Source organism: Cupriavidus sp. 05N39 (assembly GCF_056397325.1).
The window spans coordinates 1-26,723 of the sequence record NZ_JBFTNE010000153.1 but is presented as its reverse complement, the minus strand read 5'-3'; the positions used below and the strand labels follow the sequence as shown (position 1 = coordinate 26,723).

At 58.4% G+C, this 26,723-nt stretch carries 22 protein-coding genes and 4 pseudogenes; 13 read left to right on the top strand and 13 right to left on the bottom strand.

Going from position 1 to position 26,723, the window contains the following annotated elements; all coding sequences use genetic code 11:
* Positions 1–57: 57 nt before the first annotated feature.
* Positions 58–537: a transporter substrate-binding domain-containing protein gene (locus tag AC1DN0_RS38150; protein ID WP_477143703.1), complete on the bottom strand. Its 480-nt coding sequence runs from the start codon at positions 535–537 to the stop codon at positions 58–60.
* Positions 538–906: 369 nt separating this feature from the next.
* Here AC1DN0_RS38150 and AC1DN0_RS38145 point away from each other — a divergent pair, with 369 nt between their 5' ends.
* On the top strand, positions 907–1,803 hold the full coding sequence (locus AC1DN0_RS38145; RefSeq protein WP_441634782.1) for a LysR family transcriptional regulator: 897 nt from the start codon (positions 907–909) through the stop codon (positions 1,801–1,803).
* 46 nt (positions 1,804–1,849) lie between these two features.
* Here the strand turns inward: AC1DN0_RS38145 and AC1DN0_RS38140 are convergent, their stop codons facing one another.
* The 5 genes from AC1DN0_RS38140 to AC1DN0_RS38120 form a co-directional block, all read right to left on the bottom strand.
* The gene (locus AC1DN0_RS38140; RefSeq protein ID WP_477102904.1) at positions 1,850–2,500 is read right to left on the bottom strand and encodes an alpha/beta hydrolase; all 651 of its coding nucleotides are present in this window, start codon (positions 2,498–2,500) and stop codon (positions 1,850–1,852) included.
* Between the two features lie 84 nt (positions 2,501–2,584).
* Positions 2,585–3,580 (bottom strand): succinylglutamate desuccinylase/aspartoacylase family protein, encoded by a 996-nt coding sequence (locus AC1DN0_RS38135; protein WP_441635755.1) that lies wholly within the window; start codon positions 3,578–3,580, stop codon positions 2,585–2,587.
* Between the two features lie 108 nt (positions 3,581–3,688).
* Complete coding sequence (locus AC1DN0_RS38130; RefSeq protein WP_441635753.1) at positions 3,689–5,158, bottom strand: aldehyde dehydrogenase; 1,470 nt, start codon at positions 5,156–5,158, stop codon at positions 3,689–3,691.
* A gap of 30 nt (positions 5,159–5,188) precedes the next feature.
* Positions 5,189–5,785 carry a thiamine pyrophosphate-dependent enzyme gene (locus tag AC1DN0_RS38125; protein WP_477143702.1) on the bottom strand — a complete coding sequence of 199 codons (597 nt, stop codon included), beginning with the start codon at positions 5,783–5,785 and terminating at the stop codon, positions 5,189–5,191.
* 2 nt (positions 5,786–5,787) lie between these two features.
* On the bottom strand, positions 5,788–6,321 hold the full coding sequence (locus tag AC1DN0_RS38120; RefSeq protein ID WP_441635751.1) for a phosphonopyruvate decarboxylase: 534 nt from the start codon (positions 6,319–6,321) through the stop codon (positions 5,788–5,790).
* 125 nt (positions 6,322–6,446) lie between these two features.
* Here AC1DN0_RS38120 and AC1DN0_RS38115 point away from each other — a divergent pair, with 125 nt between their 5' ends.
* Positions 6,447–7,376 (top strand): LysR family transcriptional regulator, encoded by a 930-nt coding sequence (locus AC1DN0_RS38115; protein WP_045235683.1) that lies wholly within the window; start codon positions 6,447–6,449, stop codon positions 7,374–7,376.
* A gap of 19 nt (positions 7,377–7,395) precedes the next feature.
* Here the strand turns inward: AC1DN0_RS38115 and AC1DN0_RS38110 are convergent, their stop codons facing one another.
* Together AC1DN0_RS38110 and AC1DN0_RS38105 are read right to left on the bottom strand one after the other, a co-directional pair.
* On the bottom strand, positions 7,396–8,358 hold the full coding sequence (locus tag AC1DN0_RS38110) for a Bug family tripartite tricarboxylate transporter substrate binding protein (protein ID WP_045235684.1): 963 nt from the start codon (positions 8,356–8,358) through the stop codon (positions 7,396–7,398).
* Between the two features lie 501 nt (positions 8,359–8,859).
* Positions 8,860–9,564: pseudogene (locus AC1DN0_RS38105) on the bottom strand (tripartite tricarboxylate transporter substrate-binding protein); the annotation flags it as partial.
* A gap of 709 nt (positions 9,565–10,273) precedes the next feature.
* On the opposite strand from AC1DN0_RS38105, the gene AC1DN0_RS38100 reads away from it, so the two are divergent.
* From AC1DN0_RS38100 to AC1DN0_RS38080, 5 genes are all read left to right on the top strand, one after another.
* Positions 10,274–11,047, top strand: a complete 774-nt coding sequence (locus tag AC1DN0_RS38100; protein ID WP_441635747.1) for a GntR family transcriptional regulator — start codon at positions 10,274–10,276, stop codon at positions 11,045–11,047.
* A gap of 263 nt (positions 11,048–11,310) precedes the next feature.
* Positions 11,311–12,291 carry a tripartite tricarboxylate transporter substrate binding protein gene (locus tag AC1DN0_RS38095; protein WP_477146477.1) on the top strand — a complete coding sequence of 327 codons (981 nt, stop codon included), beginning with the start codon at positions 11,311–11,313 and terminating at the stop codon, positions 12,289–12,291.
* A 64-nt stretch (positions 12,292–12,355) separates the two neighbouring features.
* A complete protein-coding gene (locus AC1DN0_RS38090; protein ID WP_441635743.1) occupies positions 12,356–13,147 on the top strand; it encodes an enoyl-CoA hydratase/isomerase family protein in 792 nt (263 codons plus the stop codon).
* 45 nt (positions 13,148–13,192) lie between these two features.
* Positions 13,193–14,344, top strand: a complete 1,152-nt coding sequence (locus tag AC1DN0_RS38085; protein WP_477102902.1) for a CaiB/BaiF CoA transferase family protein — start codon at positions 13,193–13,195, stop codon at positions 14,342–14,344.
* A 141-nt stretch (positions 14,345–14,485) separates the two neighbouring features.
* A complete protein-coding gene (locus AC1DN0_RS38080; protein WP_441635739.1) occupies positions 14,486–15,790 on the top strand; it encodes an MFS transporter in 1,305 nt (434 codons plus the stop codon).
* A gap of 197 nt (positions 15,791–15,987) precedes the next feature.
* On the opposite strand, the pseudogene AC1DN0_RS38075 reads toward AC1DN0_RS38080, so the two are convergent.
* The 3 genes and pseudogenes from AC1DN0_RS38075 to AC1DN0_RS38065 all read right to left on the bottom strand — a co-directional run.
* Positions 15,988–16,153, bottom strand: a pseudogene (locus tag AC1DN0_RS38075) (diaminopropionate ammonia-lyase); the annotation flags it as partial.
* A 1-nt stretch (position 16,154) separates the two neighbouring features.
* Positions 16,155–16,775, bottom strand: a pseudogene (locus AC1DN0_RS38070) (CaiB/BaiF CoA transferase family protein); the annotation flags it as partial.
* 105 nt (positions 16,776–16,880) lie between these two features.
* Positions 16,881–17,804: a LysR family transcriptional regulator gene (locus AC1DN0_RS38065; RefSeq protein ID WP_441635737.1), complete on the bottom strand. Its 924-nt coding sequence runs from the start codon at positions 17,802–17,804 to the stop codon at positions 16,881–16,883.
* Between the two features lie 169 nt (positions 17,805–17,973).
* Between AC1DN0_RS38065 and AC1DN0_RS38060 the strand changes: the two genes are divergently transcribed.
* Both AC1DN0_RS38060 and AC1DN0_RS38055 read left to right on the top strand, forming a co-directional pair.
* On the top strand, positions 17,974–19,287 hold the full coding sequence (locus AC1DN0_RS38060) for a dicarboxylate/amino acid:cation symporter (protein WP_441635735.1): 1,314 nt from the start codon (positions 17,974–17,976) through the stop codon (positions 19,285–19,287).
* Positions 19,288–19,354: 67 nt separating this feature from the next.
* Positions 19,355–20,317: a hydroxymethylglutaryl-CoA lyase gene (locus AC1DN0_RS38055; RefSeq protein WP_477111672.1), complete on the top strand. Its 963-nt coding sequence runs from the start codon at positions 19,355–19,357 to the stop codon at positions 20,315–20,317.
* Between the two features lie 459 nt (positions 20,318–20,776).
* Here the strand turns inward: AC1DN0_RS38055 and AC1DN0_RS38050 are convergent, their stop codons facing one another.
* Positions 20,777–21,508, bottom strand: coding sequence for a glycerate kinase (locus tag AC1DN0_RS38050; protein WP_477146478.1), 732 nt, complete (start codon positions 21,506–21,508; stop codon positions 20,777–20,779).
* A gap of 78 nt (positions 21,509–21,586) precedes the next feature.
* On the opposite strand from AC1DN0_RS38050, the pseudogene AC1DN0_RS38045 reads away from it, so the two are divergent.
* Together AC1DN0_RS38045 and AC1DN0_RS38040 are read left to right on the top strand one after the other, a co-directional pair.
* Positions 21,587–22,394: pseudogene (locus AC1DN0_RS38045) on the top strand (IS630 family transposase).
* 88 nt (positions 22,395–22,482) lie between these two features.
* A complete protein-coding gene (locus AC1DN0_RS38040) occupies positions 22,483–22,734 on the top strand; it encodes a transposase (RefSeq protein ID WP_477112204.1) in 252 nt (83 codons plus the stop codon).
* Between the two features lie 167 nt (positions 22,735–22,901).
* Here AC1DN0_RS38040 and AC1DN0_RS38035 read toward each other — a convergent pair whose 3' ends face one another.
* Complete coding sequence (locus tag AC1DN0_RS38035) at positions 22,902–23,117, bottom strand: helix-turn-helix domain-containing protein (protein WP_267604026.1); 216 nt, start codon at positions 23,115–23,117, stop codon at positions 22,902–22,904.
* Between the two features lie 127 nt (positions 23,118–23,244).
* Here AC1DN0_RS38035 and AC1DN0_RS38030 point away from each other — a divergent pair, with 127 nt between their 5' ends.
* Positions 23,245–23,652: a hypothetical protein gene (locus tag AC1DN0_RS38030; RefSeq protein ID WP_477112205.1), complete on the top strand. Its 408-nt coding sequence runs from the start codon at positions 23,245–23,247 to the stop codon at positions 23,650–23,652.
* Positions 23,653–25,213: 1,561 nt separating this feature from the next.
* A complete protein-coding gene (locus tag AC1DN0_RS38025) occupies positions 25,214–26,101 on the top strand; it encodes a phage integrase N-terminal domain-containing protein (protein WP_477144590.1) in 888 nt (295 codons plus the stop codon).
* Positions 26,102–26,723 lie beyond the last annotated feature (622 nt).

The following is a 26,723-nucleotide window of genomic DNA, read 5'->3' as shown; positions in this document are numbered from 1 at the left end:
GAGGAGTACTGGCCTTCTTTACGCCCGTCGTGTCTCGCGATGGTCAAGGCGATGTTCCTAAACTCGCTCTTGCCGAAACCGCGACAAACACCCCTCGCCAAACCTCAAAATTGGCGGGACGTAACAGTCAGCCGTAGTTTTCAGTCCTTCCGAGCGTTTCACCGCCACTTTGGTCAGACTGACAAAGTACTGGTCGCTGTAACCAATTTGTTCGGCCCGTTCCGGCGTCCAGCCAAGTGCGGCTGCAAGGATGTCCACTCGCCCCTGCTGTAGCTCGGGAATCCGCGCCGCGGTCGCAATCAGCTTGAGTTCGAGCTTCACACCCAGGCTCTTGGCAATCGCGCTGCAGAAATCCACGTCGTACCCTTGTACTTCCCTGGTCTGGGCATTGGTGAAGCTAAATGGCTCGATAGTGCCCAACACGCCGCAAACCAGTGCACCTCGCTGCTTGATGTCCGCCAGCTGGTCCGCGAAGGCACTGACTGTRGTCAGCGAGAGGCTCACGGCTGCAATAGCGATTGCCGACAACTTACGCATGGAATTCATCCTTTCAGGTCTTGGGGATTGGAAGCCTCAGCAAGGGCTGAGGCTCGGAACTGCGACGCACGCGTGGGGCACGCGAACGTCCCTGGCTCGAAATAGATGGAGCAAGAGTCGCCCGTCTTGTTACCTGCTTTCCACGGGCATCCGGCCCGTGTATGACGGACCGTTGCATTTTCGAAGGTCTCCGGCCTCCCTACCCCTCCTCAGCTAGAGGGGGCGAGATTCTCTCTTTTTGCCTCTCGGGAGGAGAAATTGTTGGATGCATTTTGATACCAGAATACAATTACAACAAACGAGTTTTATCGATGCGATTCGATGAATAGAAGCAATGTGTTTTAGTGGTTATCCCTAGCAAGGTGCACTGTGGTTACGTTTAAACAACTTGAGGCAATATTCTGGGTCGTGCAAGCGGGCGGATTCGCGCAAGCCGCCCTGAGGTTGCACACAACCCAGTCCGCAGTCTCCAAAAGGGTGCAGGAGCTCGAACAACTCTTCAACACGCAATTGTTCGACCGCGGAACAAGAACCGCCCGGCTGACGGAAAAAGGGGAAGAGATGTTCTTGTTGGCAAAGAAGCTTCTGGCGGAACGGGATGCAGCGATGGAGCAATTCACCCAACCGGACGCGATGCAGCGTCGGGTTCGCATTGGCGTTACCGAGCTATCGGCCATGACCTGGCTACCCCGACTGGTCAATCAGATTCACGAACACTATCCACGAGTCGTCATCGAGCCCGAAGTGGATATGAGCACTAAGCTACGGGACAAGCTCCTGGCGGACGAGCTTGATTTGATGGTAGTGCCCGATGCTTATACAGATGCGCGCTTTGCATCAAAGGTAGTAGGCAAAGTTGAGAACGCGTGGATGTGCAAGCCCGGATTGCTTGACGCTCAGCGGCCAATCCAGATACACGAACTCGCGGCGAGGCGCGTACTCGTGGACAAGTCTGGCACGGGGATTATTTACGACAGCTGGTTCAAGTCGATAGGATTTCGCCCCGTCAACGTTATCGTCAGCAATAGCATCGTGGCATTGATAGCCCTTACCATATCCGGGTTCGGAGTGAGCTACTTCCCGAAAGACTGYCTTCGTCAGATGCAAAGCGCTGGACTTCTCGATGTCCTTGAAGTTAATCCGCCGCTACCGGATGCCACCTACGTGGCGATGTACAAGTCGGACCAACGAAGCACGCTGATTGCAGCCATCGTCATGCTCGCTCAGGAGTGCTGCGATTTTTCTACAATTTTCCAGACGGCGTGATGAATGCCGGCCAGCCATCACCTTAGCTCGCGCGACTGTCAACCGGTTATGGCGAGCGGTCCAGATATGCGCCCACCAAGCGCTCCAGGACGGCCAATTTTCCGGTAAAAAAGTGGCTGGCGTTAGGAACAACGACGATAGGCAAGCCTTGCGGACGCGCCCAGTCGAACACAGCTTTGAGCTCTACGCGCTGGTCCCTCTCACCGTGAATTGCCATGGTCGTGGATGGTACGGGAGGCGTCTCGTAGGTGCGCTGCCCTTCGATAGTTCCCCATGGTGTGCCGGCGAGCACGATGTGAGTGCAATTGACCCCCTGTTCGTGTAGCACCCCCGTGGTCCGTGCAATCACGTATGCGCCGAAGGAGAATCCCGCCAAAACAAGGGGCAAGGCCGGATAGATTCGTCGCAAGTGCTCGATGACCAATAGCACATCGAGAGTCTCTCCGTTTCCGAAGTCATGCGTGCCTTCCGAGCCCCCTACGCCCCGGAAATTGGGGCGAACGGCGACGTATTGACGGGACGCTAGTATCTTCGCAAACAAATTTGGAACCTTATGTTCTGCGGTTCCGCCCTGCAGCGGATGAGGGTGGGCGATGACCGCGATGCCGCGAATGGGTCCCTCCGGCACATTAACCAACAGCTCAATGTCACCGACGATTCCGCGTATCACAAACCTCTCGATTGCTGAAGAAGTCATCGTACCACTTTCTTTACGTCCATTTCTGCTCAGACCCTGTCTAGAAGCCGAATCCCGCGTTGCCGGCTTACGCTCTTTACCGGACTAGATTGCCTTCCCCAAGTGGAGGAGACAGTCTCCGCGCTCGCACATTGCCACGGCTCGTTCGCAAACCACGACACCGCTTGCCAAGAAATGCACCGCTTCAGGAACGCGGAGCGGGCTTTCAGGGAAATAGACGTAGCCGGCGAGGTCACCCACCCTCACCTCATCGCCAAGCATGACACGAGCTTCAAACAGGCCATTTTCTGGCGCGTAGACGAAGCAATCCTTGTCAACAGAAAGAAACCTAACCTCGGGCGGCGGAGGAAGCCCCTCTGATTTAGTCACGCCAAGCCAAGCCAATACACGCAGTACGCCCGACTCGCACATCTCACGGTAGCCAGGATGAACCCATCCGCGGCCGCCTAGTTCAGTGCCCAGACGCGGTATGCCGGTGCGCGCCGCGGCTTCGGAAGAACTGCCGCTCCCTGGTGCACTCGAGAACAATAGTCCGTAGGGCGCTCCGAACGTCGACATCAGAGCTCGACGCTCCGCTTCAGACGAAGAGCCCGTTGAAGCGACGGATGTCGTCGCAGGCAAATAGTTGAGCGATGTCCCGCCGCTATGGAGGTCGAATACGAAGTCCGCGCGGCTCATCAGTTCGGTCTCGATGAAATGGGCAATCATCTCGGAGGGTGCGCCGCTCGGATTTCCGGGATAGAGGCGGTTCAGGTTTCCCTCATCTATCGGAGACACACGATTACCGTCTTTGGCTGCCGGGTAATTCGCCATCGGCAAGATGATGAGATGCCCTTGAATATCGTTGGCCTGCAATTGTCGCGCCAAGCGCGTCAGTGCCACCTGCCCTTCGTATTCGTCGCCATGGGTTCCGGACAACAGCAACACGGTCTTACCTACGCCGTTCTTGATGCTCACTACCGGGATGGGAAGCCATCCGTACGCCGAGCGATTCACTGAGTATGGAAGTCTTGCATAGCCGGCGTGCTTGCCCGGCTTAGCCAAATCGAAATCCAGTGAAATTCTGCTCTTTGTCATCATGTTTTTTGGTAAGCGCCGCACCTAGTCGCCCTGGTGCAGCCGATGGCAGATTGTCAACCGCCGGAAATGGGGGCGCTGCGCGGCGCAAGCATCCGCGCAGGCCACGACTCACCGAATAGTGAACGGATTCCCTGAACCGGCGCCTGTGTTAATCCACACGCTCTTTGTCTGGAGGTACGCGCGGATGGCATCAATCCCGTTTTCCCGACCCAGACCCGAATCCTTATAGCCGCCAAAGGGCGACATGAAGCTGACGGCTCGATAGGTATTCACCCACACGGTGCCGGCCTGAATCCTTTCCGACATCCGAAACGCGCGACCGATATCAGATGTCCAAACCCCTGCCCCAAGCCCATAGCAGCTATCGTTGGCAATCTCGATAGCATCTTTTTCGTCCTTGAATTTCAGAACCGAAAGTACCGGACCAAACACTTCCTCTCGGGCAATGCGCATCTGTGGCGTCACATTGGAAAAGATAGTGGGCTCGACGAACCACCCATCTCCGCATGATGCCGGCTGGCCACCCAGCAAAAGGTTTGCCCCCTCTTCCTTCGCAATCTTGATGTAGGAGAGGACCTTTTCATACTGTGCCGGCGTTGTGATGGGGCCCACCTGCGTCGACGCGTTCATTGGATTGCCAAGCTTCGCTGTCTTCGCCAACGTTAGTAGCTTGTCGATGAACGCATCATGGATATCCTCCTGCAACAGCAGACGAGAGCCAGCAATGCAGGTTTGCCCGCTGGCCGCGAAGATGCCCGAGACAGCGCCGTTGACTGCATCGTCCATGTTTGCATCATTGAACACGATGTTGGGCGATTTCCCGCCCAGTTCCAGGCTCACGTGCTTGAACTGTGCTGCACATTGCTGGTTGATGGCGCGCCCGGTTGCATCGGAGCCCGTGAACGTTACCTTCTTAACAAGTGGATGCATGACGAGCGGTGACCCAACCTCGGCTCCGAAACCCGTCACCACATTAAACACGCCCGCTGGGAAGCCCGCTTCCTGGAAGAGCAGAGCCAGTTCCAAAGCGGAGACCGAAGTGAATTCGGACGGCTTTACGACTACCGTGCACCCCGAAGCCAGCGCCGGCGCGATTTTCCACGCCAACAGCATTAGCGGGGAGTTCCACGGTGTAATGGCGGCTACGACACCCACGGGTTCATTCCGCGTGTAGTTGAAGTATCCCTTCTTGTCTAGCGGAACTACCGTTCCCTCGATTTTGTCGGCAAGGCCGCCGAAATAGTAGAACCACTGCGGCAGATACTTCACCTGCGCGCTCATCTCAGCGAGCAACTTGCCGTTGTCCCGCACTTCAAACTCAGCCAGCTGTTCGGCATCCCTGGCGATAAGGTCTCCTAGCTTCCGCAGCAAAGCGCCACGCTGGGTGGCTGTCATTTCTGCCCACGGGCCAGCGCGGAACGCATTATCGGCTGCGTTGACCGCGCGGTCGACGTCCGCCTCCGTGCCGCGAGCGACTTGGGCCCAGGCTTTCCCGGTGAAGGGATTCTGGGTTTCGAACCAACGACCATCGCTCGCATTCACGAAGGTCCCGTCGATGAACATTTGATACTGCTTCATGGCGCAATGCTGTCCGGATGGGTTAGAAGACTAGAGCGGCGCAAATCCCAGGTGCTGACGGAAGCGGTTCTTGACGAATACGCCGTCGCGCGGGGGCAGAGCGCGCTGATGCTCTTCCGCGGCAATGTACACCTGAGCCACGGTCATGCCATCCGCATTCTTGATTGCCTGCGTCAGCTTATCCAGTTCCGCAATCTCGGAGACTTCGAGCGTCGAGCGAACACCGCATCCGGCTGCCACCTTTGCGAGGTTGGTGCCCAGGCTAGTATGGCTTTGCTGCATGCCGGTCTCACCGAAGTGACCGTTGTCAAGAATCACAACTGCCAGGTTCCTTGGGTTTTGAGCTGCGGCAGTGGCAAGACTGCCGATACCCATCAACTGCTCGCCATCGCCTGCAATGGCAATGACCTGCTTTTCGGGTTGTGCCAGGGCCAGCCCGAGCGCAACCGAGGTAGACCCGCCCATAGCGCCCCAAAGATAAAAATTGGAAGGACGGTCCCCGGCCGCAAAAACGTCGTACGAAGGGGAGCCAAGACCCGTCACGACGAGCGCATCAGGAAACTGCTTCAGCAGGGCGGCAACGAATTCGCGGCGGTTAATCGCCGACTTGGAGGTCGAGGTAGTCATGTTCAGCGCACCCACTTTTTGCGGCCGATGAGGCTTTGAGAGAGAAGAATGGCGACGCGTTGTCCTGCGTCGAATGCGGAGACCAGTCCCGCGTCGATGAGTTCTGCGGCATCTTCCGGCGAGTCCACGCGATACACCGTAATGCCCATCAGCTCAAGCGCCTTGGCGGTGGCCAAGCCCATTGGCGCCTGCCACGGATTGAACTCGGCGTACTCGCCGCGCATGGTGACGATGGTGAAGAACGGGAAGCGGCAGCTATCCAGCAGCGAGAACATATTCACGCAGTTGCCAACACCACTGCTCTGCATTAGCAGGACCGCACGCTCGCCACCCAGCCACGCGCCGCTGACAACACCGACACCTTCTTCTTCGGTGGTGAGAACAACGTCGCGGATTTCGGGGTCCTCTTTGGCCCGTTTGATGACATGGGAATGGCCGGCGTCCGGCACGTAAGCAACTTGGCGAACCCCGTTTTGCTTGAGGACTTGAAAGATATCTTCTTGCCAGGCAAGGGGCTCAGAATTTGGATTGGTCATGGGAGATTGTCTCGGTGGGGAATGACATCTGCTATCATAGAATTGACTGATAGGCTTTATGAAATACAATAAAGTGATTCCTCCAATCAGTAATTTGGATGACAGCAAAGTGCACTAGGGGACATATGGATATCAAGCAACTGCGTGCGCTGCTGGCCATCGCGGAAACCGGGAGCGCCACCAAGGCCGCCGAACTCCTTAGCATTGTTCAACCGGCTGTTTCCCGGCATGTAAGGCTGCTTGAGGAGGAATTCGGTGTAGAGCTTTTTGAGCGCGAGCGGCATGGAATGGTCCTCACGGAGGCTGGTAGAACATTGGTTGAGTACGGCCGACGCGCGTTGCGCGAACTGGACCGAGCCAAGGCTGAGATTCAGCCGGTGAAAGGGGCGATTTCAGGCACAGCCGTCATCGGTTTGCTGCCGAGTACGTGCGAGTTACTGGCAGCAGAACTTGTCGCAACTGTGAAAGGCAAGCATCCGCAACTCGTTGTTCGGCTCAATGTGGGCTACGCAGGCAACCTCCTTCAGTGGCTTGAGGCAGGCGACGTTGAGATAGCGCTCTTGTACGACATCAAAGCTTCCCCTGGCCTGCAAGTAGAGGCGCTGCTCGACGAACAGCTCTATCTAGTCGGCCTTCCTGGCACCGTGCCGCAAGGCGATGCGCACACCATCGAGAGCCTTCGAGACCTTCCGCTTGTGCTACCAAACGCGCCGCACGGTCTTCGCACAGTGGTCGAGCATGCGTGCGCTGTCGCAGGAATCAAACCCACTATCGCGGTCGAGACCAATTCCCTGGCTGTCCAAAAATCTCTGGTTGCAAAGGGCTTTGGGTACACAGTTCTACCCAGCTCGGCGGTATCCGAAGAACTGGAAAAAGGCATATTGGCGGCTGCACCAATTACCTCCCCCAACCTCTCCCGGCGAATCGTGCTGGCACATGCGGCTACGCGTCGAATGTCCCCAGCCGCGAGCTTTGTTTCGGCGGAACTGGTGACTCTGGCCAAACGGCTAGTGCTCGATGGAGCTTGGCCAGGCGCCGAGTGGGTAGGCCCGTAGCGGCATGCATTGACGACGGTTAGTCCGGCTGGATGTTTCCTGCCTTGATAACGTCTGCCCATCGTTGCGTCTCGGCTTGAACGAACTTGGCGGCTTTGTCGGGTGTGGAATCCAAGATGGGCTCAACTCCAATCTTGGCTAGCCGTTCGCGGACTTCCGGGTCTTTGACTGTCTGTAACAAGGCAGCGCTCAACTTCTGGACGACAGGGGCCGGCGTGCCTCGAGGCACCATCACCATGTTCCAGATGGATGTCTCGTAGTTAGGAAAACCAGCCTCCTTCATTGTCGGCACATTCGGCAGCACACTGGAGCGTGTGCCCGTCGTCACAGCAAGAGGCTTCAGACGGCCGGCCTTAATCATCGGTCCTGCGGTAGTAACCGCATCAGTGATGAACTGGAGGTCGCCGGAAATCACAGACTGAACGGCCTGGCTTGCGCCTCGAAATGGCGCGTGGACAATGTCTAGATGCTCCTGGTACTTGAGCAGCTCCACTGCCATGTGCAACGCACTACCCTTTCCTGCAGAACCGTAGCTGTACTTCCCAGGATTCTTTTTGATGTCGTCGACCAGTTCCCTGGCCGTGTTTGCCTTGACGGACGGATTCACGGCGAGAACCATTGGCACGGCTGCCACCACCGCAACTGGCACTACCGCGTTGGGCTCATACGGCAGAGTCTTGTACAAGGAAGCGTTGATGGCATGGGAACTGGTGCCAAAAAGTAGCGTGTAACCGTCGGCCTTGCTTTTGGCCACGGCGTCAGTGGCGATAGTGCCTCCTGCCCCCGCCTTGTTCTCCACGACGACAGATTGGCCCAGTATGGCACCTAGCTTGTTACCCACAATACGGGCCACTAGGTCCGTGCTTCCACCGGCGGCAAAACCTACAACCATGCGAATCGGATGGTCCGGGTATGCCGGCTGGGCTTGAGCGCCAAAGGTTACGAGCGCACCAATCCCCACTTGAACCAACAAGCGTTTCATGTCTCTTCCAGGTAATTATTTAGCCGGGTGGTGTGTGCATCGATACCCGTTGCATCGATGGTATCTAGTACGGAGGCGCATGGTGAAATAGAAAATAATGCTGCTGCCATCAACGGATGTTTTGACTGCGCCCGGAAATCAATCTGCCGTCTGCGTGAACGTCCCGAGAGTCCCCAGCGCTACCCACAGGACAGGCGAGACTAGAATCGGGTCCGCAAGTGGCCATGCCGCAGCCGCCCCCATGGATGTAGCAACGCACCACGTCGAAAGCGCTCGGAGATAAGCAACTGGAACAACCCGCGCATCTTTTGGCGCAGGCGGCGACACGCTGGGCCGACACAAGCCTGGTCGTCCCAGGATGTTCTGAATGAGCGCTTAGCGCGTGGCAAAAATGCGAAAACGCCGGCTTGCATTCGCAATGCCGGCGTTTCTGTCGTCACGGGTTTCACTATCTCCGACGCGCATGGCCGTGGTACTCGGCCATCCACGCAGGCGAGCGTCCTAGTCCGCCTCTACCTTCATCGTCTTCAACAACGGTTGCCATTTGTCGCTTTCCGCCTTAAGCCAAGTCTTCAGCCCCTCCGGAGTTTGCTTGTCTACCGGAACAATCTCGGCACCAAGCTCATCGAGTCGTTTGGATACCATCGGGTCCTGCAGCGCCTTCTGCAGAGCTTTGGTGAGACGTGCTGTCACCGCCGGCGGGGTACCCTTGGGAGCGTATAGCCCATGCCACACCTTCATCTCGAAACCCTTGAGACCACCCTCTTGCAGAGTCGGCGTATTGGGAAGCGCCTTGATTCGCTTCGGCGTGGTGACCCCATAAACTTTGAGTCGGTTCGCGTTGATGTGCGACAGCGTCGAGGTCGTCTGGTCACACAGCAGGTCAACCTGACCGCCCAGCAATGCAGTAAGTGCTGGCCCTGTACCCTGATAAGGAATCGAGTTCATCTTCGTATGCACGGCTTCCTCAAACAGGAGCCCACACAGTTGCGACACTGCGCCCAGACCGGCGTTGGCTAGAGAAACTTTGTCCTTGTTCTGGGCCACGTACTTGACTAAGTCAGCAGCCGTTGTGGGCGGAAGGTCCTTACGCCCGAGAAGCGTCATTGGCACATCGGCAACTTGCCCAATGTACGCAAAGTCCTTTAGCGGGTCGTACGAGAGTTTCTTATACAACGCCGGCGCGGTCGCCATCCCATGCCTATTTCCTCGGTAGTGGCGCAAGGTTGCCGGAGAACAGGCACGGGGAGAATCCGGATTTTCTGAATGGGCCATACGGCTCGGGCGAACGCCGGCCAGGGGCTACTTGACCAAAATTCACCTACTAGATGCGGCACCGATGCCGTCCCACAGTTCAGCTTGGGCCTGAATGCCGCGCGGAGACGACGCGCGAGCGGTACAACGCGCTCGGCGCGCGAAGAGACTTGCCCGCCGACCCGCGCTCAGCCCCTTAGGGACTCACTGTGTCGGTGTGGATTCGACAACCGGTTACGCGCCAGGGCGCTTTCCCGAGCAAGGCTTGCTGCCCCTCGCATATTTCGGCATGCGTGCCGGCGGCCGACAGTTTGTTTGCCTGCGTCCCTATTAGGCGGCCTTCGGGCCTTCGCGCCGCATTGCCTCTCTCTGTACATTCTGGGCCCCGAGACAGGCACCGCGCTTGACCTAGTAGAAACCCTCATACCAAACCCGGTCACGGAAGCATAATGTACGTACAGCCGTACAGTACGTACATTCGAACAGCCAAATGAAAACAGCCCGCTCGCCACATCCGCATGTCGGTTCTCCCAGTTCCCGGGGCGGAGCGGGCCGTATTGGCCGGACAACCGTACAGGCTTCGGAGATAATTCGCGTTAGTGAACTCAATGACTCCGGTACGGGGTCGCATCCGCCCGTAGCGGGCATGGGGAACAACGCAATGGCCTCGGAACACGGCAAGAATCTTCTTTTAAGTACCGGCGGGAGGCAGCCGCTGTACTCGACCCTGGCCAATCTCCTCACCACGGATATCCAGGAAGGCAAATACCAACCAGCCTCCATCCTGCCGTCTGAGAACGAGCTGGCGCAGCGGTATGGCGTCAGCCGCCAGACGGTGCGCCAAGCACTGCGGGCCGTGCGCGAACAGGGACTCATCTCTTCGCATCCCGGCATAGGCACCATCGTGCGCGAGCCGGTGCATCGAGACGACGTGTTCAGCGCCGTGAACTCGGTCAGCGACTTGCTCCAGTTCGTTGAGAACACCGAGATGCACCTGGTAAGCCATCGCGAGGTGGTGGTCGACGACGCGTTGGCAAATACGCTCAATGCCGCAAAAGGACTCCTCCTCTCGGAAGTCTCTTTCGTTCGCAAGCGCCCCGGCGCGGACTTGCCGATGAGCTATGTCCGTATCTACGTATCGCCGCGGTATGCCGAAGCACAGAAGCGGCACGCCGTCTCGAACGCGCCGATTTACAAGAGCATCGAAAAGATGTTTGGCGTGCGTGTGGCCGAAATTCAGCAGCACACCACTGCGACGCTGCTCGACGCAGAACTCGCCGACATCCTGCAAGCCCAACCTGGAAGCGCTGCGCTGCAGATGGTGCGTTTCTTCTACGATGCCAACCAGGGAATGATTCAGGCATCGATTAGCTACTACCCGCACGACCGGTACACACAGACCGTTCGTTATCGGGCCACGCCAACCGAAATCTGACTGCATCCGCCCTCGACCATGCGCCGCACAACCCATCTTCTCTCACTACGGCTGTCGCCGCCCGGCCTGAATGCCTCATGCCTAGTTGCCCGGACAGCCTGCGCGCATGGACAGCTCGGCGAAGAGATGACTCGCGAGAACCTGTACCGCACATCGCTTCAGTCGAGTCCTTCATAGCGCTTCGCGTTTCCCGTCAGGCTTCTTTGAATTAGGGCCGGCCTGACGGCACCCAACTACCACTCGAAAAATCAAGGAGACAAAGCATGAACGCCATGTTCCGCCTGGCGCTGGGAGCGCTCGCCTGTACGGTTACCGCGACTAYGCCTGCATTCGCAGCAGACCCGGCAGCAAACTACCCCACCCGCCCCATCAAGATGATTGTGCCGTTCCCTGCGGGCGGCACGACCGACACGCTGATGCGTCTGATTTCGCCCACGCTCATCAAGGAGCTGGGGCAACCCGTCGTCATCGAGAACAAGTCCGGTGCCTCCGCGACGCTTGGTGCCGATGCCGCGGCGAAGTCACCGCCTGACGGTTACACGTTGCTGGCCGGCAGCGCTCACCACACCATTGCTCAGTCGGTGCTGAAACTTTCCTACAAATTCGATACCGACCTGGTGCCCATTGCCATGACTGCCATCGTGCCGAACGTCGTGGTCGTCAACAGCAACGTCAAGGCGAAGACCATCCAAGAACTCGTTGCGGACGCGAAGTCAAATCCGGACAAGTACAACTATGGCTCGGCCGGCCCCGGCAGCGCGCACCACCTGATTGGCGAAATGTTCAAGCTGCGCACCGGTGCTCCCATCACGCACATTCCGTATCGCGGCAGTGCGCCGGCTGTGTCCGACCTGCTAGGCGGCCAGGTGCTCATCATGTTCGATACGGTGACCTCGGCGCTGCCCCATATCAAGTCCGGCAAGACCCGCGCCCTCGCCGTGACCACCGCCACTCGCTCCAGCGCCCTGCCCGACGTACCCACGCTGGCCGAGGCCGGCGTGAAAGGCATCGACGTCGGCACGTGGTTCGGCGTCCTAGCGCCCGCGGGCACACCGCAGCCCATCATCAACAAGCTGAACGCCGCCATCGTCAAGGCCGTTAGCGACCCGACCATCAGCAAGCAACTGCTTGCACAAGGCATCGAACCGCACCCGAGCAGCCAGGCGGAGTTCAAGGCGCTCATCACCAAGGAAATTGCCGACTTCAAGAACCTGGTCGCGCAGACCAAGTTGGTCGTCAACTGAGCGGCCTCTCCTTCGGTACTGCTGAGGGTCTCCCTTTCACTTCGTATCAGTAAGCCAAAACAGCATGACAACACAGCAAGTCTTTTGCGCCATCGAGAACGGCGTTGCCACCATCACTCTGGACAATCCCCCGGTCAACGTTGTGACGCTGACCCTCTCCCGCCAACTGGGTGAGACCCTGGACGCACTGGCTGCGAATGACGATGTCCGCGCTGTCATTCTGCGAGGCGCAGGTACCAAAGCCTTCTGCGCCGGCTCGGACATCGGAGAGTTCGTCGAACTCGAGCTCATGTCCCCCGGCCAAGTGGTACCGAAGAAGCTTAAGCGCCAGAACGAGATTTTCTTCCAGCTTGAGAACTTTCCAAAGCCGACCGTGTCCGCAATCGAAGGACTTGCCTTTGGTGGCGGTCTGGAACTCGCCTTGTGCTGCGACCTGATTGTGGCATCCAAGACCAGCCGCGTGGCACTGCCGGAAATCAAGCTCGGCGTCTTCCCGAGCAGCGGTGGCACCGTTCGCGCGACGCGTCGCATCGGCTCGGCACGCGCGAAGGAAATGATGTTCCTGGGCGAGCCTCTGGATGCCACAACAGCACTGTCTTGGGGTCTTATTAACCGTGTTGCTCCTTCCGGCCAAGCTCACACAATGGCACAGGAGCTTTGCGCCACCCTGGTCCGTCGCCCACGCCAGGCGCTGGCGCTCTGCAAATCCATCATCAATCTGTCCTTCGACCTCCCCATGCGCGAAGCCATGGACGTCTCCTTTGCCGCCAGCGATAAGGCGTTCAGTTCGCCCGAGTGTGCAGAGGGTGTGCGTGCCTTCTTTGCGAAGGGAGCACCAAACTACGAAGGCATTTGAATCAACGCTTGCTGTGTCATCCCGTATTAGTTGGAGGAAGTACAAATGAAACCGCTGGAAGGTCTTCGCATTCTCTCGCTCGAGCAGTTCGCTGCCGGCCCTTATGGTTCGATGTTCCTGGCCGATATGGGTGCCGAGGTCATCAAGATTGAGAACAAGGCGATTGGCGGAGACCCCTCGCGCCACATTGGCCCATACCATCTTGGCGAGGCGGACAGCCTGTTCTTCCAGGGCTGGAACACCAACAAGCGCAGCGTCGTCCTCGACATGAAGGCCGAAGATGACCGCAAAGTCTTCGAGAAGCTCGTAGCGGGTGCCGATGCGGTGGTCAACAATCTGCGGGGCGACCAGCCTGAAAAGCTCTCCATCTACTACAAGAGCCTCAAGCATCTGAATCCCAAGCTTGTCTGCCTGCATATCTCGGCATATGGTCGCAACAACTCGCGGGAAGCCTGGCCGGGCTACGACTTCCTGATGCAGGCCGAATCTGGCCTGATGGACCTGACCGGCGACCCATCTGGCGCCCCGACGCGCTTCGGTGCATCGGTCATCGACTACATGACGGGCATCACCGGCATGGTGGGGCTGCTGGGCAAGCTGCGCAGTGCTGACAGGACGGGAATCGGCGGTGATGTGGATGTCAGTCTGTTTGATGTCGCCTTGCACCAGTTGGGCTACGCTGGTACGTGGTACCTCAACGAAGGCTTTGTGTCTGGCCGCGTACCCCGCGGGGCTCACCTCTCGGTCACGCCGGTTCAAACCTTCCAGGCGGCAGATGGCTGGATTTACGTCATGTGCATGACCGACCGGTTCTGGGACTCGCTGCTTGAAGTGCTCGGCAGCCCCACCCTGCGCGCAGACGAGCGCTTCCAGTCACAGGCCCTCCGGCTTACGAACCGGGACGCATTGACCGTGGCGCTCGACAACGAGTTCAAGAAGCAACCCGTCGAGCATTGGCTCAATGTCCTGCGCGGCGTCCTGCCGATTGCCCCGGTCTTGAACTTGAAGCAGGCACTGGACAATCCGTTCGTCGAGGAAGTTGGCATGGTTAGCCAGGTCCCGCATCCGCAGAAGGACGACCTGAAGTTGCTGGCAAACCCGCTGAAGTTCGATGGTGAGCGTTTGAGTCAAAGCCCGTGCAATCCACTCGGCGCAGACCAGTCCATGGCACTGGCTCCGACCAAACAAGCCGCCTGACTGGCAGGAACCATGGGCATCACGCACCTGGGCAATAGGCTCAGGTGCATCGTATCTCCTGGCCAACGTGCAACACACATGGCTGCGCCAGCACCAGAAATACCGCCGCCGGCGTCCGCCGAAGACGGCACGGAGGCTTTCATGCTAAACCCCACGTCCGAGAACTCAGCACGGCTACGATGGCTCATCGTCATGCCGGCGGTGTTCCTGATGTACATGATTTCGTTCTTTGACCGAGTCAACATCGGGATGGCGCTGCCCCACATTACGAAGGAGCTGGCGCTCAATGAAATCCAAGCCGGATGGCTTGGCGGCTCGTTTGCATGGGGATATCTCGCTACGCAGCTGCTCGCCGGCTACCTGGCCCTCAAGTTCGGCTCGCGCAAGCTCATCGGCGTCTGTCTTGTGCTGTTCGGGGGCATCTCGATACTTACGGGATTCGCCAGAAGCTTCGAAGAACTACTCGCAATCCGATTCGCGCTTGGACTGGCGGAAGGGCCCATATATGCGGCATCCTCGATGCTGCTCACACAATGGTTCGTCAAGTCGGAACGCGGACGCGCCTTCGGCATCTGGAACCTAAGCGTTGCAGCCGGCGGCTTCCTTGCCGGCCCTATCTCCGCGGCCGTGCTAGCGCATCATGACTGGCGCATGATGATGGTCATCGAGGGCCTGCCGGCATGGATTTTCTGCCTTGTATGGTTCTACTCGATTCCGAAGAGCCTGCAATCCGCGAAGTGGCTCGCGGAGGGAGACCGCCTGAGCATCGAGAGGGAGCTCGCGGCAGAGCAAGCTTCCCACAAGGACAATAACACTTCGTCGTGGATTGTCGTATTCAAGGAGCCGTCCGTCTGGCTGCTGACGATTGGCTTCGCATGCAGCCAAATCATCCTCTATGGCCTGACGCTCTGGCTACCCACCATCTTCAAGTCGTTCAGTGGCGTCAGCGAGATGATGGTCGGCGTCCTCTCCGGCGCGCCGTTCATTATGTCGATGGTCGGGGTCTACTACATTACCAGCCGCTCCGACAAGCACAACCAGGAACGCCGCTGGCATGCGGCCATCCCGATGGTCATCTCTGGTCTGACATTGGTTGTCCTCGCTGAGATGCCTACTCATGCCCTGTACATCCAAATCGCCCTCATTTTGTGTGTGGGCTTCATGCTCAAGATGCCTACCCCACTTGTCTCTTCCTACTTGACAGAGATTCTCCCTCTCCAGAAGGCGATTCCTGCCGTGGGCGTGGTCGTCGGCGGCGGGAGCTTTCTGGGCCAGTTTCTGGGCCCCCTCATTGTGGGCTACGCCAAAGCACATTCCACTGGTTTTTCACTTTCGTTCGTGATTTTGGGATGTGCGGGGATTTTGGGTGGAGTCCTAATCATTGCCGCAAAATCCAGGACGACCACTTCCACAGTGAATGGCGCCGCCCAGGCAACAGAAGCTTGATTTGCACGGTCACGGAGGCTGAACGACGCAGTAGTCGCGTAGCCCCACGATGGGTGCCCAGTGGTGACGCGAAACCGGGCGCCCCATCCGCACCAGCTTGAATGAAGGCACACCTGGCGCTCGTGAGGTCCAGTCTGCCAAGCCACCCTCACGGGTGCTTGTCGGGCTCGCATGCGATGGGCAACGGCGTCTGGAAGAATGAAGGCGTCGACGCTGTTCCCAAGGAAGCGCCATGCGAGCGGCGACGTCTCATCACAGACAAGCCCGGCCATGACGGAATCGACAGACCCCGTTGCAGTGGTCGCCCCGTCCCTGCAGAGCACTTTGGTACAGGCAATCGGCCTGCACTGGCTCAACGACAATCAACGTTGAACACCGATTCGTACAAAGCAACATCAACGACCTGGCCTTCACCGCCGTTGCGCTCACGATGAGAAAGTGCCAAAAGCACTCCAATCACCCCATGTAGCGCGGACAGGGAGTCGCCAATGGATACGCCAACTCTTACAGGAGTGCGCCCTGGTTCGCCACTCAAATGACGCAACCCTCCCATCGCTTCGCCTATGACGCCAAAGCCCGGCCGGTCACGATACGGCCCGGTCTGCCCGTATCCGGAAACCCGAAGCATAATTAGCTTCGGGTTGACGGACTTCAACTCGTCCCATCCCAAGCCCCATCCCTCCAGCGTTCCTGGCCGAAAATTTTCAATTAGAACGTCGGCGGATGCAACGAGTCGTCGAACAACATCCTGGCCTTCCGGGGAACGCAAGTCTAGGGTGACAGACTGCTTGTTACGCGACTGTGCTGCCCACCAGACGGAAGTGTCATCATGCAGCATGCGCCACTTGCGGAGTGGGTCACCGTTCTGGGGGGATTCAATCTTGATAACTTCTGCTCCGAATTCTCCGAGCATCTTCGCCGCGAAGGGACCTGCGATTAGTTGTCCGAGTTCGACGACGCGGATTCCTTTCAGAGCCTGTTCCATTGCCTCACTACATTTGTCCTTGGATGAACAGAATGATGTGACATCCAGGCGCTCATAGCTTTGCGGTATTGTCACGCACCCTTTCCAAGCTAGAAAGGGTCGTAATCAGTTGCCGCAGTTGGAGCCCTGTGGCTTCAGGCCGCATAAGTGCTCGACGAGCTTCGTTGCCTCCGGTTGCAATGCATTGGGGTCCCTAACCCCCAACCACAACGAGCGGGCGGCCCACGGGTCCGATAGCCGGACAGCTCTTAACCCCGCGACCAGGATTTCCTGCCGTACTGCTCCCTCCGGCAGAATGCCAATGCCAAGTCCTGCTTCAATCATGCGGCAGATGCCATCGAAGCTCGTCACCTGAATCCGCAGCTTCAACACGCGCTCGAGCGCGGCCGCCGCCTCGCTCATGCGGTCCAGCAACGAGCTGCCCTGATTCAGGCCCACGAAATCATATTCGAGGGTGTGTGCAAACTGCACTTCCGTACGGTGAGCGAGAGGGTGCTCTGCCGGCACCAGCACCACGAGAGCGTCATCCCGATAGCGATACTTTTGCAGCCCTGGAGCGTGCACATTGTCAGCAAACACGCCTACGTCGGCCACACCATTCATCACCGCTTCCACAACCTCGTGACTCAGACGCTCCTCCAGGCTGATTCTGATGAGTGGCTCTTTGCTCAGGAATGCGGCGAGGTCCTTCGGCAGGAACTGCACGACTGCTGAGGTATTGGCCCATACCCGCACATGACCACGAACTCCAACCGAAAAATCGCCCATGGCACTGGCCATGCGGTTCACGGTCTCCAGCACGCTCTTTGCGTGCCTCACCAATTCGTGGCCCGCAGCGGTCAGCATGAGGCCGCGAGGCAGGCGGAGAAACAATGGGCAGTCGACCGTGCGCTCCAAATCGGCAATCCGCTTGCTCACCGCAGACATCGTCATATGCGCCTTTTCAGACGCACGTGTGACGCTGCCGTTCTCAGCGACGAGCAGGAAGATTCGGAGCGACTGAAGGTCGAAATGTGTTGGCTTGAGCACTGCGCCAGGCTCCGTACTAGTGGGGATGGTATGTTACTCCTCATATGGTCGCCTTTCCAATTGGGAAAGGGTCCTTGAGAGATGACTGATTTTCCAATGTGGGCGCACGTCAAAGAATAGTGCACTCACGAGCGGAATTACCCGCCGGGCAAAGTAGTAGGAGACACACATGCCCACAGTGCACTCGGCCATCCCTGCAGCCGCGCCAGTCGCGCGTTCCCACAAGGAGTGGTACCGCCATCTATACGTTCAGGTATTCATCGCCGTAGTAATCGGCATCCTCTTAGGGCACTTCTACCCAAATGCTGCCCAAGCAATGAAGCCTCTGGGCGACAACTTCCTGAAGTTGGTGAAGTTGATGGTTGCCCCGCTAATCTTCTGTACCGTCGTGCATGGCATCGCCAGTATGCGAGACATCAAAGCGGTCGGTCGCCTTGGTGGTAAGGCACTCATCTACTTTGAGGTAATGACGACGTTGGCCCTTGCCATCGGTCTACTCGTTGTCAACATAATGAAGCCAGGGGTCGGCATGCACGTTGACCCGACCAGCCTCGATGCGTCGTCCATTGCTGCCTACACGAAGGCTGCACACGAGCAGACAGTTGTCGGCTACATATCCCACATCATTCCCCACACGGTGATTGGCGCGTTTGCAGAAGGGGACCTCCTTCAGGTTCTCTTCATCTCCATCATCTTCGCGTTCGCGCTGCAGATGCTGGGGGAAAAAGGGAAGCCGATGCTGGACGTTATCGATTCAGCAGCGAACACTTTCTTCAATATGGTACGTATCGTCATGTACGTATCGCCTCTCGGCGCGTTCGGCGCCATTGCATTCACGATTGGGAAGTACGGCATCGGGTCATTGGCATCGTATGGTCAATTGCTTGCGACGTATTACCTCACCGCGGTGCTGTTCGTTGTGATTGTGCTTGGCGCGGTTTGTCGCTTAGCCGGGTTCAGTCTCTTTAGCTTCCTGAGATACATCCGCGAAGAACTCCTGATTGTCCTCGGCACGTCATCGTCCGAGTCGGCGCTTCCTCGACTGATGGCAAAGCTTGAGCGGCTTGGTTGCGACAAGTCGGCTGTCGGCCTGGTTGTCCCATCTGGATACTCGTTCAACCTCGACGGGAGCTGCATCAACATGACGGTCCTCGCCATCTTCATTGCGCAGGCCACCGACACCTACCTCTCCCTGGGGCAACAGATTACGCTGCTGGCTATTCTGCTCCTGACATCGAAGGGCGCGGCAAGCGTGAGCGGTGGCGCCTTCATCGTCCTCGCCGCGACCCTCGGGACGATTCCCGGCTTCCCGGTCGCAGGTCTAGTACTCGTTCTCGGCGTGTACCGGTTCATCTCGGAAGGCGGCGCCATCGTAAACGTCATTGGAAACGGCATCGCCACCATCGTGGTTGCCAAATGGGAAAAGGTCCTCGACGAGGAAACGCTCCAACGCGAGCTTAAGCAGGGCCCCGATTTCAGTTAAGTAGTAATGGTTCCGAGCCGGGGCATCTGACTGCCAGCTCGTGAGCCAAGTCAATGAGGAAAGCATCATGGACGCCAAGAAGATATTCATCCAGGAAGTCGCGACGCGCGACGGATTCCAGAACGAGGCAAAATTCGTAGCGACGGAGGACAAAGTAAGCCTCATCAACGCTCTCAGCGCGTGTGGCTATGCGAAGGTCGAAGTGACCTCATTCACCTCGCCAAAGGCAATCCCTGCCCTACGCGATGCCGAGGCCGTGATGCATCTCATCACCCGTCAGGACTGCGTGGTGTACACGGTTCTGGTTCCGAACGTCCGTGGAGCGGAACGAGCCCTTTCCTGCAACGTCGACGAAGTCAATCTCGTTATGTCCGTCAGTGAAAGCCACAATCGAACAAACCTTCGTATGTCCCGGGAGCAATCCTTCGCCCAGCTGTCGGACGTCATCAAAGTGGTCCGCAGCACCCCAACCGCCATCAACGTATCCCTTTCGACAGCAATGGGTTGCCCGATGGAAGGGGACGTACCTGTCGAAACCGTACTCGGCTGGATGCAACGGTTCGCGGACTTGGGCGTTCATGGGGTGACCTTGTGCGACACCACCGGAATGGCGTACCCATCCCAGGTCAAGGCTCTGTGCGAGGCTGCTAAGTACCGATGCCCGTTTCTCGAACTGACGCTCCACTTCCACAACACTCGCGGCCTGGCCCTGGCTAATACCCTTGCAGCTCTGGAAGCTGGCATCGACCGATTCGATGCGTCCCTGGGYGGACTCGGTGGGTGCCCCTACGCACCTGGGGCCACGGGAAACGTCTGCACAGAAGAACTCGTGCACATGCTAGAGTTGGACGGATACGATACCGGCGTCGACCTAGCCGCCATCCTCTCCGCCTCAGCCCGATTACCTTCCCTCATTGGCCACGATGTTCCGAGTCAGTTGCTTAAGGCTGGTCGACGTTCGGACCTTCACCCGATGCCGGCAACCGATAGCCTACCGGAGCAGAAAGCATTCGCGACATGCGCTAACTAAGTGCCGCTGCTCAGAATTACTGTCGGCCAACGCACACTACGTGCGTTGGCAGATTTCGTTGACGGCAGGCAGTCATCTCGATTCAACGAGTAAGAAGTACCAGTTTACGTTAAGCGCTCAGCGTTGAACTGTTGAGCCACCTCGATACTTGACACCCCGGCCGAATGTCTCAGCAGCCAACCATCGAGAGGGGACCTCGCCCCACTGCTAACGCAGGACACTTCTCGCGCAACCCTGAATGCTTGCGCAGAGGATGGCCGCCCAAGGTTTAGGCTCGCTCACGAAACCTCCCCTCCGCAATCGTGTCCATCACGGAACGAGTGACCGCAACGACCAACGGGACGCGCGGCTCGCCCGCTCCCGTTCCGGTATCCCTAAGCAGGAGGGGATGCCAAGCAAAAAGAGCCAGTGCACATGACGGGCAACTGGCTCTGAAACCACAAAATCAGTGGTCGGCACCTACAAGCCTTTGCTCCAACGCCGAGCGGATGTAACGAGCCGCGTCAGCTGAAGCGACGCATCCTCAAGCAGGCGCCCAGCGTTCTCCATCGCATAGCTCAACGATACCGGGCCCTGCTGGATTGAAATACACCCGTCAAAAGCCTCCGTCAGTGCAGCGCTACTATCTACCGCCCCGGAAACTAGGGAAACTGGAACGCCAGCATGCCGTGCCAAGTCGGCAATAGTCGCTGGCCCCTTGCCCATCATTGTCTGAGCATCTGAACGCCCTTCTCCCGTAATCACCCAGTCGAACTCACTCAACCCCTCCTGCAATCCGGCTGCACTCAATACAAAGGACGCACCCGATACCAATTCAGCTCCCAATAGGCGAAGCGCATAGCCAATTCCGCCGGCAGCTCCACTGCCCTCTTCGTTTGCAAAGTCCTGACCCGCAGCCGACGTGCATCGCTGTGCAAATCGCTCCAGCGTCGCATCGACCGCAGCCAGGGCTTCCACGCCCTTTTGCGGCCCAAACACATAGGTTGCTCCCGTTGGGCCGCAAAGAGGAGCATTAACATCTGAAAGACCGATGAGTCGAGCGCCCGCAAGAGCAGGTGGCTGCTCGTAGCGGACATCACGGATAGACTCAAGATTCTCTAGGCACGGCGACAGCGTATTGCCGTTTGCATCGGAAAAGCAGAACCCGAGCTCCGCGAGCAGACCCGCCCCAGCCTCATTGGTGGAAGATATTGAGACTTGTATAAATCATGACAACCGATTTGAGTCTGACGCGTTATCTGACCAAGGCGTTGATCGGGAGTCGATTGCATGGCTGGGAAGATGGACGAAGCGACCAGAAAGCGGGTTCGCGCTGGACGGATGCTGTTAGCGAACAAGCCGGTCGCGGMGGTTGCGGCTGCGGTGGGCGTGGCTCGGCAGACGGTGTACACGTGGAAGGCGCGACTGGACGAAGGCGGCATCGACGCGCTGCGCACCATGGCCCGTGGACGGCCGTCGTTGCTCGACGATGCCCAGCGCGAGCAGTTGTGTCGTGCCTTGCTGCAGCGCCCCACCGAGCATGGCTTTGGCACCGAACTGTGGACGCTCAAACGGGTGCGTCTACTCATCGAGCAACGCTTCGGGGTGTCATACAACGAGGCCCATGTCTGGCGCATTCTGGATTCGCTCGGCTTCTCGCCCCAACGCCCAGACCGACGCGCTATCGAACGCGACGAGGACGCGGTGCTGGCGTGGAAGCAAAAGACCTGGCCTGCGCTCAAAAAAARTGTACGCGGGAGCAACGGCTGATCGTCTTTATTGACGAGTCTGGGCTCTCGGAGCGACCCACGCGCGTGCGCACCTGGGCGCCGAAAGGTCAAACGCCAGTCATCCAGTTTCATTTCAACTGGAAACATGTCTCGGCCATCGCGGGCCTGAGTTATCACAACTGCCTGTTCCGCCTTTACGACGGCGCGATCAAGAGTGCACAGATCGTGGAGTTCCTCAAGGCGCTGTGGCCAACTTCTGCCCACACTCGCTCACCGAACTCAAAACGACCGCCCGCAATCGGCTGCGCAGCGCACAACAACGCGCCAACATCATTGCCGCGTGCTGGAAGCAGGCCGAGTTGTGGTGATGTCATCATTTATACAAGGATCAATAGGTCAGGTTTGGATGCAAATTAACACATTGACGCATGCTTGGAGATGAAGGTAACGCCGCACGTGGCACAAAACACCTCGGGACGACGCTCGGACCGTTACTGGTGCCATTGCTCGCAGTGGTGGTTATGCCATTCGCAGCCAACGCGCAAGCTGATCGAGCAGGGCTTTGGCTGGGTCAAGACAGTGGGGCGCATGCGTCAGGTGATGGTGCGCAGCCTGAAGAAGGTCCACCAGCGGTTTGTCCTGAGCATGGCCGCCTACAACCTCGTGCGCATGCGCTCGCTGGGACGAATCCGTCCGCAGTTGCAGTAATCGCTGCAATGGGGCCTGGAATCCGGCCCCCAGTCACTGAAAAAGATGATGAGGTGGCGCAGAGCTTCCGGACTGTGAAAAAAGCGGGGCACAAGAACCGCAGAGGGGAAGGTTCATCGTTTGTTTCAGCAGCCTGTTAGGGACCCAAGGATCGCAGATCACCGCGCTCAAAGTGTGCTGAAGAGTTCCGCCACGCTGATCCGCAGCGCCGTGGCCAACGCTTCGATCGCGTCCAGCGAGGGGTTGGCAGCGCCGGTCTCGATCCGGCTCATGTAGGTGCGGGCAAAACCCACATGATCGGCAAAGGCTTCCTGAGACAGGCCGGTGGCTTGGCGAAGTTCACGAATGCGCTTGCCAAAGCGACGGCGTAGGATCGTTTTCATGGCCCCTACTGTGGGAGGGGGCACACTAATCGGCCACACACTAATCGTGACATTTCGGGCGCGGTTGGCTATGCTATGTCGGCGTCGGCAACCCCTTGCCAGCGCCGAACCGGAGCACACTCTCACCATGAGCGGCATGTTTGTCCTCTGGCAAACGGCACGCCACGCCGGCGATCTCGCCCGGACGGCCGCGCCGTACCACGCCCTAGGCGCCACCCTGGCGCAGCGGCCGTTTCGCCTTCCTGCTCCTCAGCAGGCTGCCGCGCTGCAACTGCAGCGGCTGGTGGCGGCCTACCTGCAATACCAGGAGGGCCAACTGGCCCACTACCAGGCAGCCGTACAGTGCGTGGCCGCCTGTACCGCCTACTGGCAGGGCAGAGGCGCGCTGCCGTGCCACTGGCGCCGGATCCGCAACCAGGTGCTGCGCTTTGAATTCAGCCTGGCACGTCCACTGTTTCTGTCGAGCCGCGTCTACGCGGTCACGCAGGATCTGTATCCCTATATTTCACACTGTAGTCTGGGAGCATCGCTATGACGATCGGCTTAGCCGTCTTGGCCGTGGGCGTGCCCATCGCGGCATTCTTCATCTGGGTTGCCCGGAACAGTCTTCGCGCACAGGAGGCGGAACGGGCGGAGCGCCGTGGGCGCAGCTGCCACTGCGGGCGCCGGCAGACCAGCGCCGACCACCAACTGCCTCCATAGCCCTCTGGCAAGAAAGACAGCCGAGGCTTATCGGTGTCCGATCCATCCCAGGGCACAATCGCCAGGCACGAGCAGCACAGTGCCCAGTGCCCAGCGGGTGGGCTCCACCACGGTCACAACGCAACCGGTCGCATCGACTAGGTCCGTGGGAATTGGTAAGCCAGTGGTCATTGTCAACTTCGAGTGTCTGAGCCCACTGCACTGCGGGGCAGACTACGGCATGGCAACCAGTGTTTCACGACCGACCGGTCAAAATCCCGAGCGTTTTTTCCTAGGCGCGACAGTGGTAGCGTCGGCGGTGGGCGATGGTTTCGTTGGTCAAGGGGGTATTGGACAAGTCAACTGTGCTACGGGGCAAGAAGCTCGCCTGAACTGGCGAGCGGCTGTGGCACGCTGGCAACCTTGTCAAATCAAATTCAATAGATTACTCTGTACGCACTTTTCGCCCTTCTGGGCATCGACATTGGCGCTGCGCGCCACGATTGGATGTGGTACGGCTATCATGGGCCTTGGGCGCTTAGCAATGTAAGCGCTTGCCTTAGTCGCCGTCGTCCATTTTTGGGGCCAATCCGGGCGGGCTGTCTAAGTCCGTCCAGTTCTCATCTCCCGCCTGCAGTGAACTTGGTAATTTTGCTGCGGGTATCTCCCGTTTTCCTGGCTTCTTCCATCCCTTCGCAACCTTCCTGAACCGTACGCAAAGGGTTTCGCATGCCCTAGTGCCGRCCACTTTCGGCGCTCTCTGGCCGTACCGGCAGCGTCGATACGCTCTGCGCAACAACTGGGATGGGGCGGCGCTTCGCACTCTAAGCGCTTGCCTCAGCTACCGCTTGTCCATTTCTTGGGCCAATCTGGGCGGGCTGTTCCAAGTCCGTCGATGCTCATCTCCTACCGGCAGTGAGCTCCGCAACTCGCTGCGGCTATCCCCCTTTTCCTTTCTTCTCCCATTCCTTCGCAACTTTCCTGAGCCGTAGTCAGAGGCGTTTTGCACGCCCTTGCACCACTTCCACTCTTGCCGTTTCGCTGCGACCGCAATCGGCAGCGTCATAAGGGGTTCCTAGCCCTTCCCCCTAGTGATGTACTCAGGACAGCCTGAGCATGGCCGGACTGTATCTGGCGAGTTCGTCTGCACTCTCAAAGCAGGCATCCAACGAACGGAACTCAACCGTTGCCGTTGGGAAGGTAAGGAAGGTGGACGTAGGGCTCCGCCTCACGTAGTCCCGGCATGTTGTCGCCAAAACGCCGGTGTGTGCCTGACGGGACGCACCGGCCCGCTGGTGGTGCCGAAGCTTGTCGCTGTACCCGTACCGCGTGCCCGAGGGTTCCGGTGCCAGGGCTGGTTTAGCCAGCCGCAGTTAACACTGACCAAAGTTAACACCGACTAAGTGAGGAACCCAATGAAGTTCGATATTTTTGTGGACCTGATGCGCCTGGTTGAGCGCAATCGGGATGGCTCGTATGCGACCCAGGCGGCCCGCAGGGAAGTGCTCGCGCAGGTGGCTCATGATCTCAAGGACATGGGCTTTCGATCGCTTCCTGCTACTGGGTTGAAGCCAAAGCATGTTACAGCGCTGATCGAGCGTTGGCAGGCCTCCGGCATTGCTGTGGGGACCATGAAGAACCGTATGTCACATGTGCGTTGGTGGGCAGAGAAGGTCGGCAAGCGGAATTGCGTCCCGCGTACCAATGCCGAGCTGGGCATTGGCAGGCGCAGGTATGTGACCAACGTTTCGAAGGCACTGGTGCTGGCTTCGGGGGATATTGAGAAGATTGCCGATGAACGTCTGCGCTGTTCTGTAGAGTTGCAGCAGGCTTTTGGGTTGCGCAGAGAGGAGTGCCTCAAGTTTCAGCCGAGGTATGCGCTGGCAGGCGTGACGCCGGATGTAGTACGGGAGATTCAGCTCAAGCCGACCTGGTGTAAGGGCGGTCGGGCACGTGCTGTGCCTGTCACGAATGAGCGTCAGCGGGCTGTGCTTGCGCGTGCGGTTGCGCTCTCTGGAAGCGGCTCCATGATCCCCAAGCATCTCAAGTACATCGACCAGCTCCACCGCTATATCTGGGCTGTTGAGAAGGCTGGCATGTCGAAGCTACATGGTCTTCGGCATCAGTATGCCCAGCAGCGCTATCACCAGCTCACCGGCTGGCTTGCTCCCGCCGCAGGTGGACCAGTGTCGGCACAGCTCACGCCGCAGCAGCGTGCCGTGGATCGTGCAGCACGACTGCGGGTGTCAGCCGAGCTGGGCCACAATCGTGAGGAAATTACGGCAGTTTATCTGGGCCGCTAGCGCATTGTCTCGGCCTTGTTTGACGCCATTTACTAAGTCGCGGCAGCCCATTTGTTTGGAAAGCAGCGTTGTGTCGTGCCTGTTGTACAACCCTGTCCTTTTACGAAAGAGAGTGACACCTTGTCAGATCTATTGGAACATCAATTCATTCACTTGCTTGAGCGCGGCGCGGTGGGATTCGTCGAGCTGGTGCCGGCGCCGGATTGCTGGTATGTGCGCATCAATGGTTGGCAGTGGTTGCGCTCGCCTCGCGAGTGCCCATACCGATTCTTCCCGTTGGAAAGGACCTTGGCGTACCTGCGCGACCTGGGGTGCGGGCGAGTGATGGTGGATCTGAGCACCTGGCCAGACACGCCATAGTCCTGATTTCCCTCGGTCGTGTCCCCTTTTGTCGAGGGATGGATCATTGAGCCAAGGGGGCAGCGAAGCGAGCGAAGATAGGCGATGATTTGTAATAGCCTAGACTAAATCTGACAGTGGTTGGTTATCCATGCCGCCGCACATCGGTGCGAAGGGCGTAGCCCAGAGTGCCAGTGTGCGGCGGAATCCACAAGGAGTCCGCCATGACTCAGGAACAGAAAGTCATCCGTGCCAAGGTCAGAAAGTCATCCGTGCCAAGGTC

Excerpts from the sequence above, each read along its gene's own strand:
- AC1DN0_RS38120 (WP_441635751.1), bottom strand. The coding sequence starts at position 6,321 with ATGACCAATCCAAATTCTGAGCCCCTTGCCTGGCAAGAAGATATCTTT.
- AC1DN0_RS38025 (WP_477144590.1), top strand. The coding sequence starts at position 25,214 with ATGAAGTTCGATATTTTTGTGGACCTGATGCGCCTGGTTGAGCGCAAT.
- AC1DN0_RS38100 (WP_441635747.1), top strand. The coding sequence starts at position 10,274 with ATGGCCTCGGAACACGGCAAGAATCTTCTTTTAAGTACCGGCGGGAGG.
- AC1DN0_RS38085 (WP_477102902.1), top strand. The coding sequence starts at position 13,193 with ATGAAACCGCTGGAAGGTCTTCGCATTCTCTCGCTCGAGCAGTTCGCT.
- AC1DN0_RS38030 (WP_477112205.1), top strand. The coding sequence starts at position 23,245 with ATGAGCGGCATGTTTGTCCTCTGGCAAACGGCACGCCACGCCGGCGAT.
- AC1DN0_RS38125 (WP_477143702.1), bottom strand. The coding sequence starts at position 5,785 with ATGACTACCTCGACCTCCAAGTCGGCGATTAACCGCCGCGAATTCGTT.
- AC1DN0_RS38060 (WP_441635735.1), top strand. The coding sequence starts at position 17,974 with ATGCCCACAGTGCACTCGGCCATCCCTGCAGCCGCGCCAGTCGCGCGT.
- AC1DN0_RS38090 (WP_441635743.1), top strand. The coding sequence starts at position 12,356 with ATGACAACACAGCAAGTCTTTTGCGCCATCGAGAACGGCGTTGCCACC.
- AC1DN0_RS38140 (WP_477102904.1), bottom strand. The coding sequence starts at position 2,500 with ATGACTTCTTCAGCAATCGAGAGGTTTGTGATACGCGGAATCGTCGGT.
- AC1DN0_RS38080 (WP_441635739.1), top strand. The coding sequence starts at position 14,486 with ATGCTAAACCCCACGTCCGAGAACTCAGCACGGCTACGATGGCTCATC.
- AC1DN0_RS38035 (WP_267604026.1), bottom strand. The coding sequence starts at position 23,117 with ATGAAAACGATCCTACGCCGTCGCTTTGGCAAGCGCATTCGTGAACTT.
- AC1DN0_RS38115 (WP_045235683.1), top strand. The coding sequence starts at position 6,447 with ATGGATATCAAGCAACTGCGTGCGCTGCTGGCCATCGCGGAAACCGGG.
- AC1DN0_RS38135 (WP_441635755.1), bottom strand. The coding sequence starts at position 3,580 with ATGATGACAAAGAGCAGAATTTCACTGGATTTCGATTTGGCTAAGCCG.
- AC1DN0_RS38110 (WP_045235684.1), bottom strand. The coding sequence starts at position 8,358 with ATGAAACGCTTGTTGGTTCAAGTGGGGATTGGTGCGCTCGTAACCTTT.
- AC1DN0_RS38130 (WP_441635753.1), bottom strand. The coding sequence starts at position 5,158 with ATGAAGCAGTATCAAATGTTCATCGACGGGACCTTCGTGAATGCGAGC.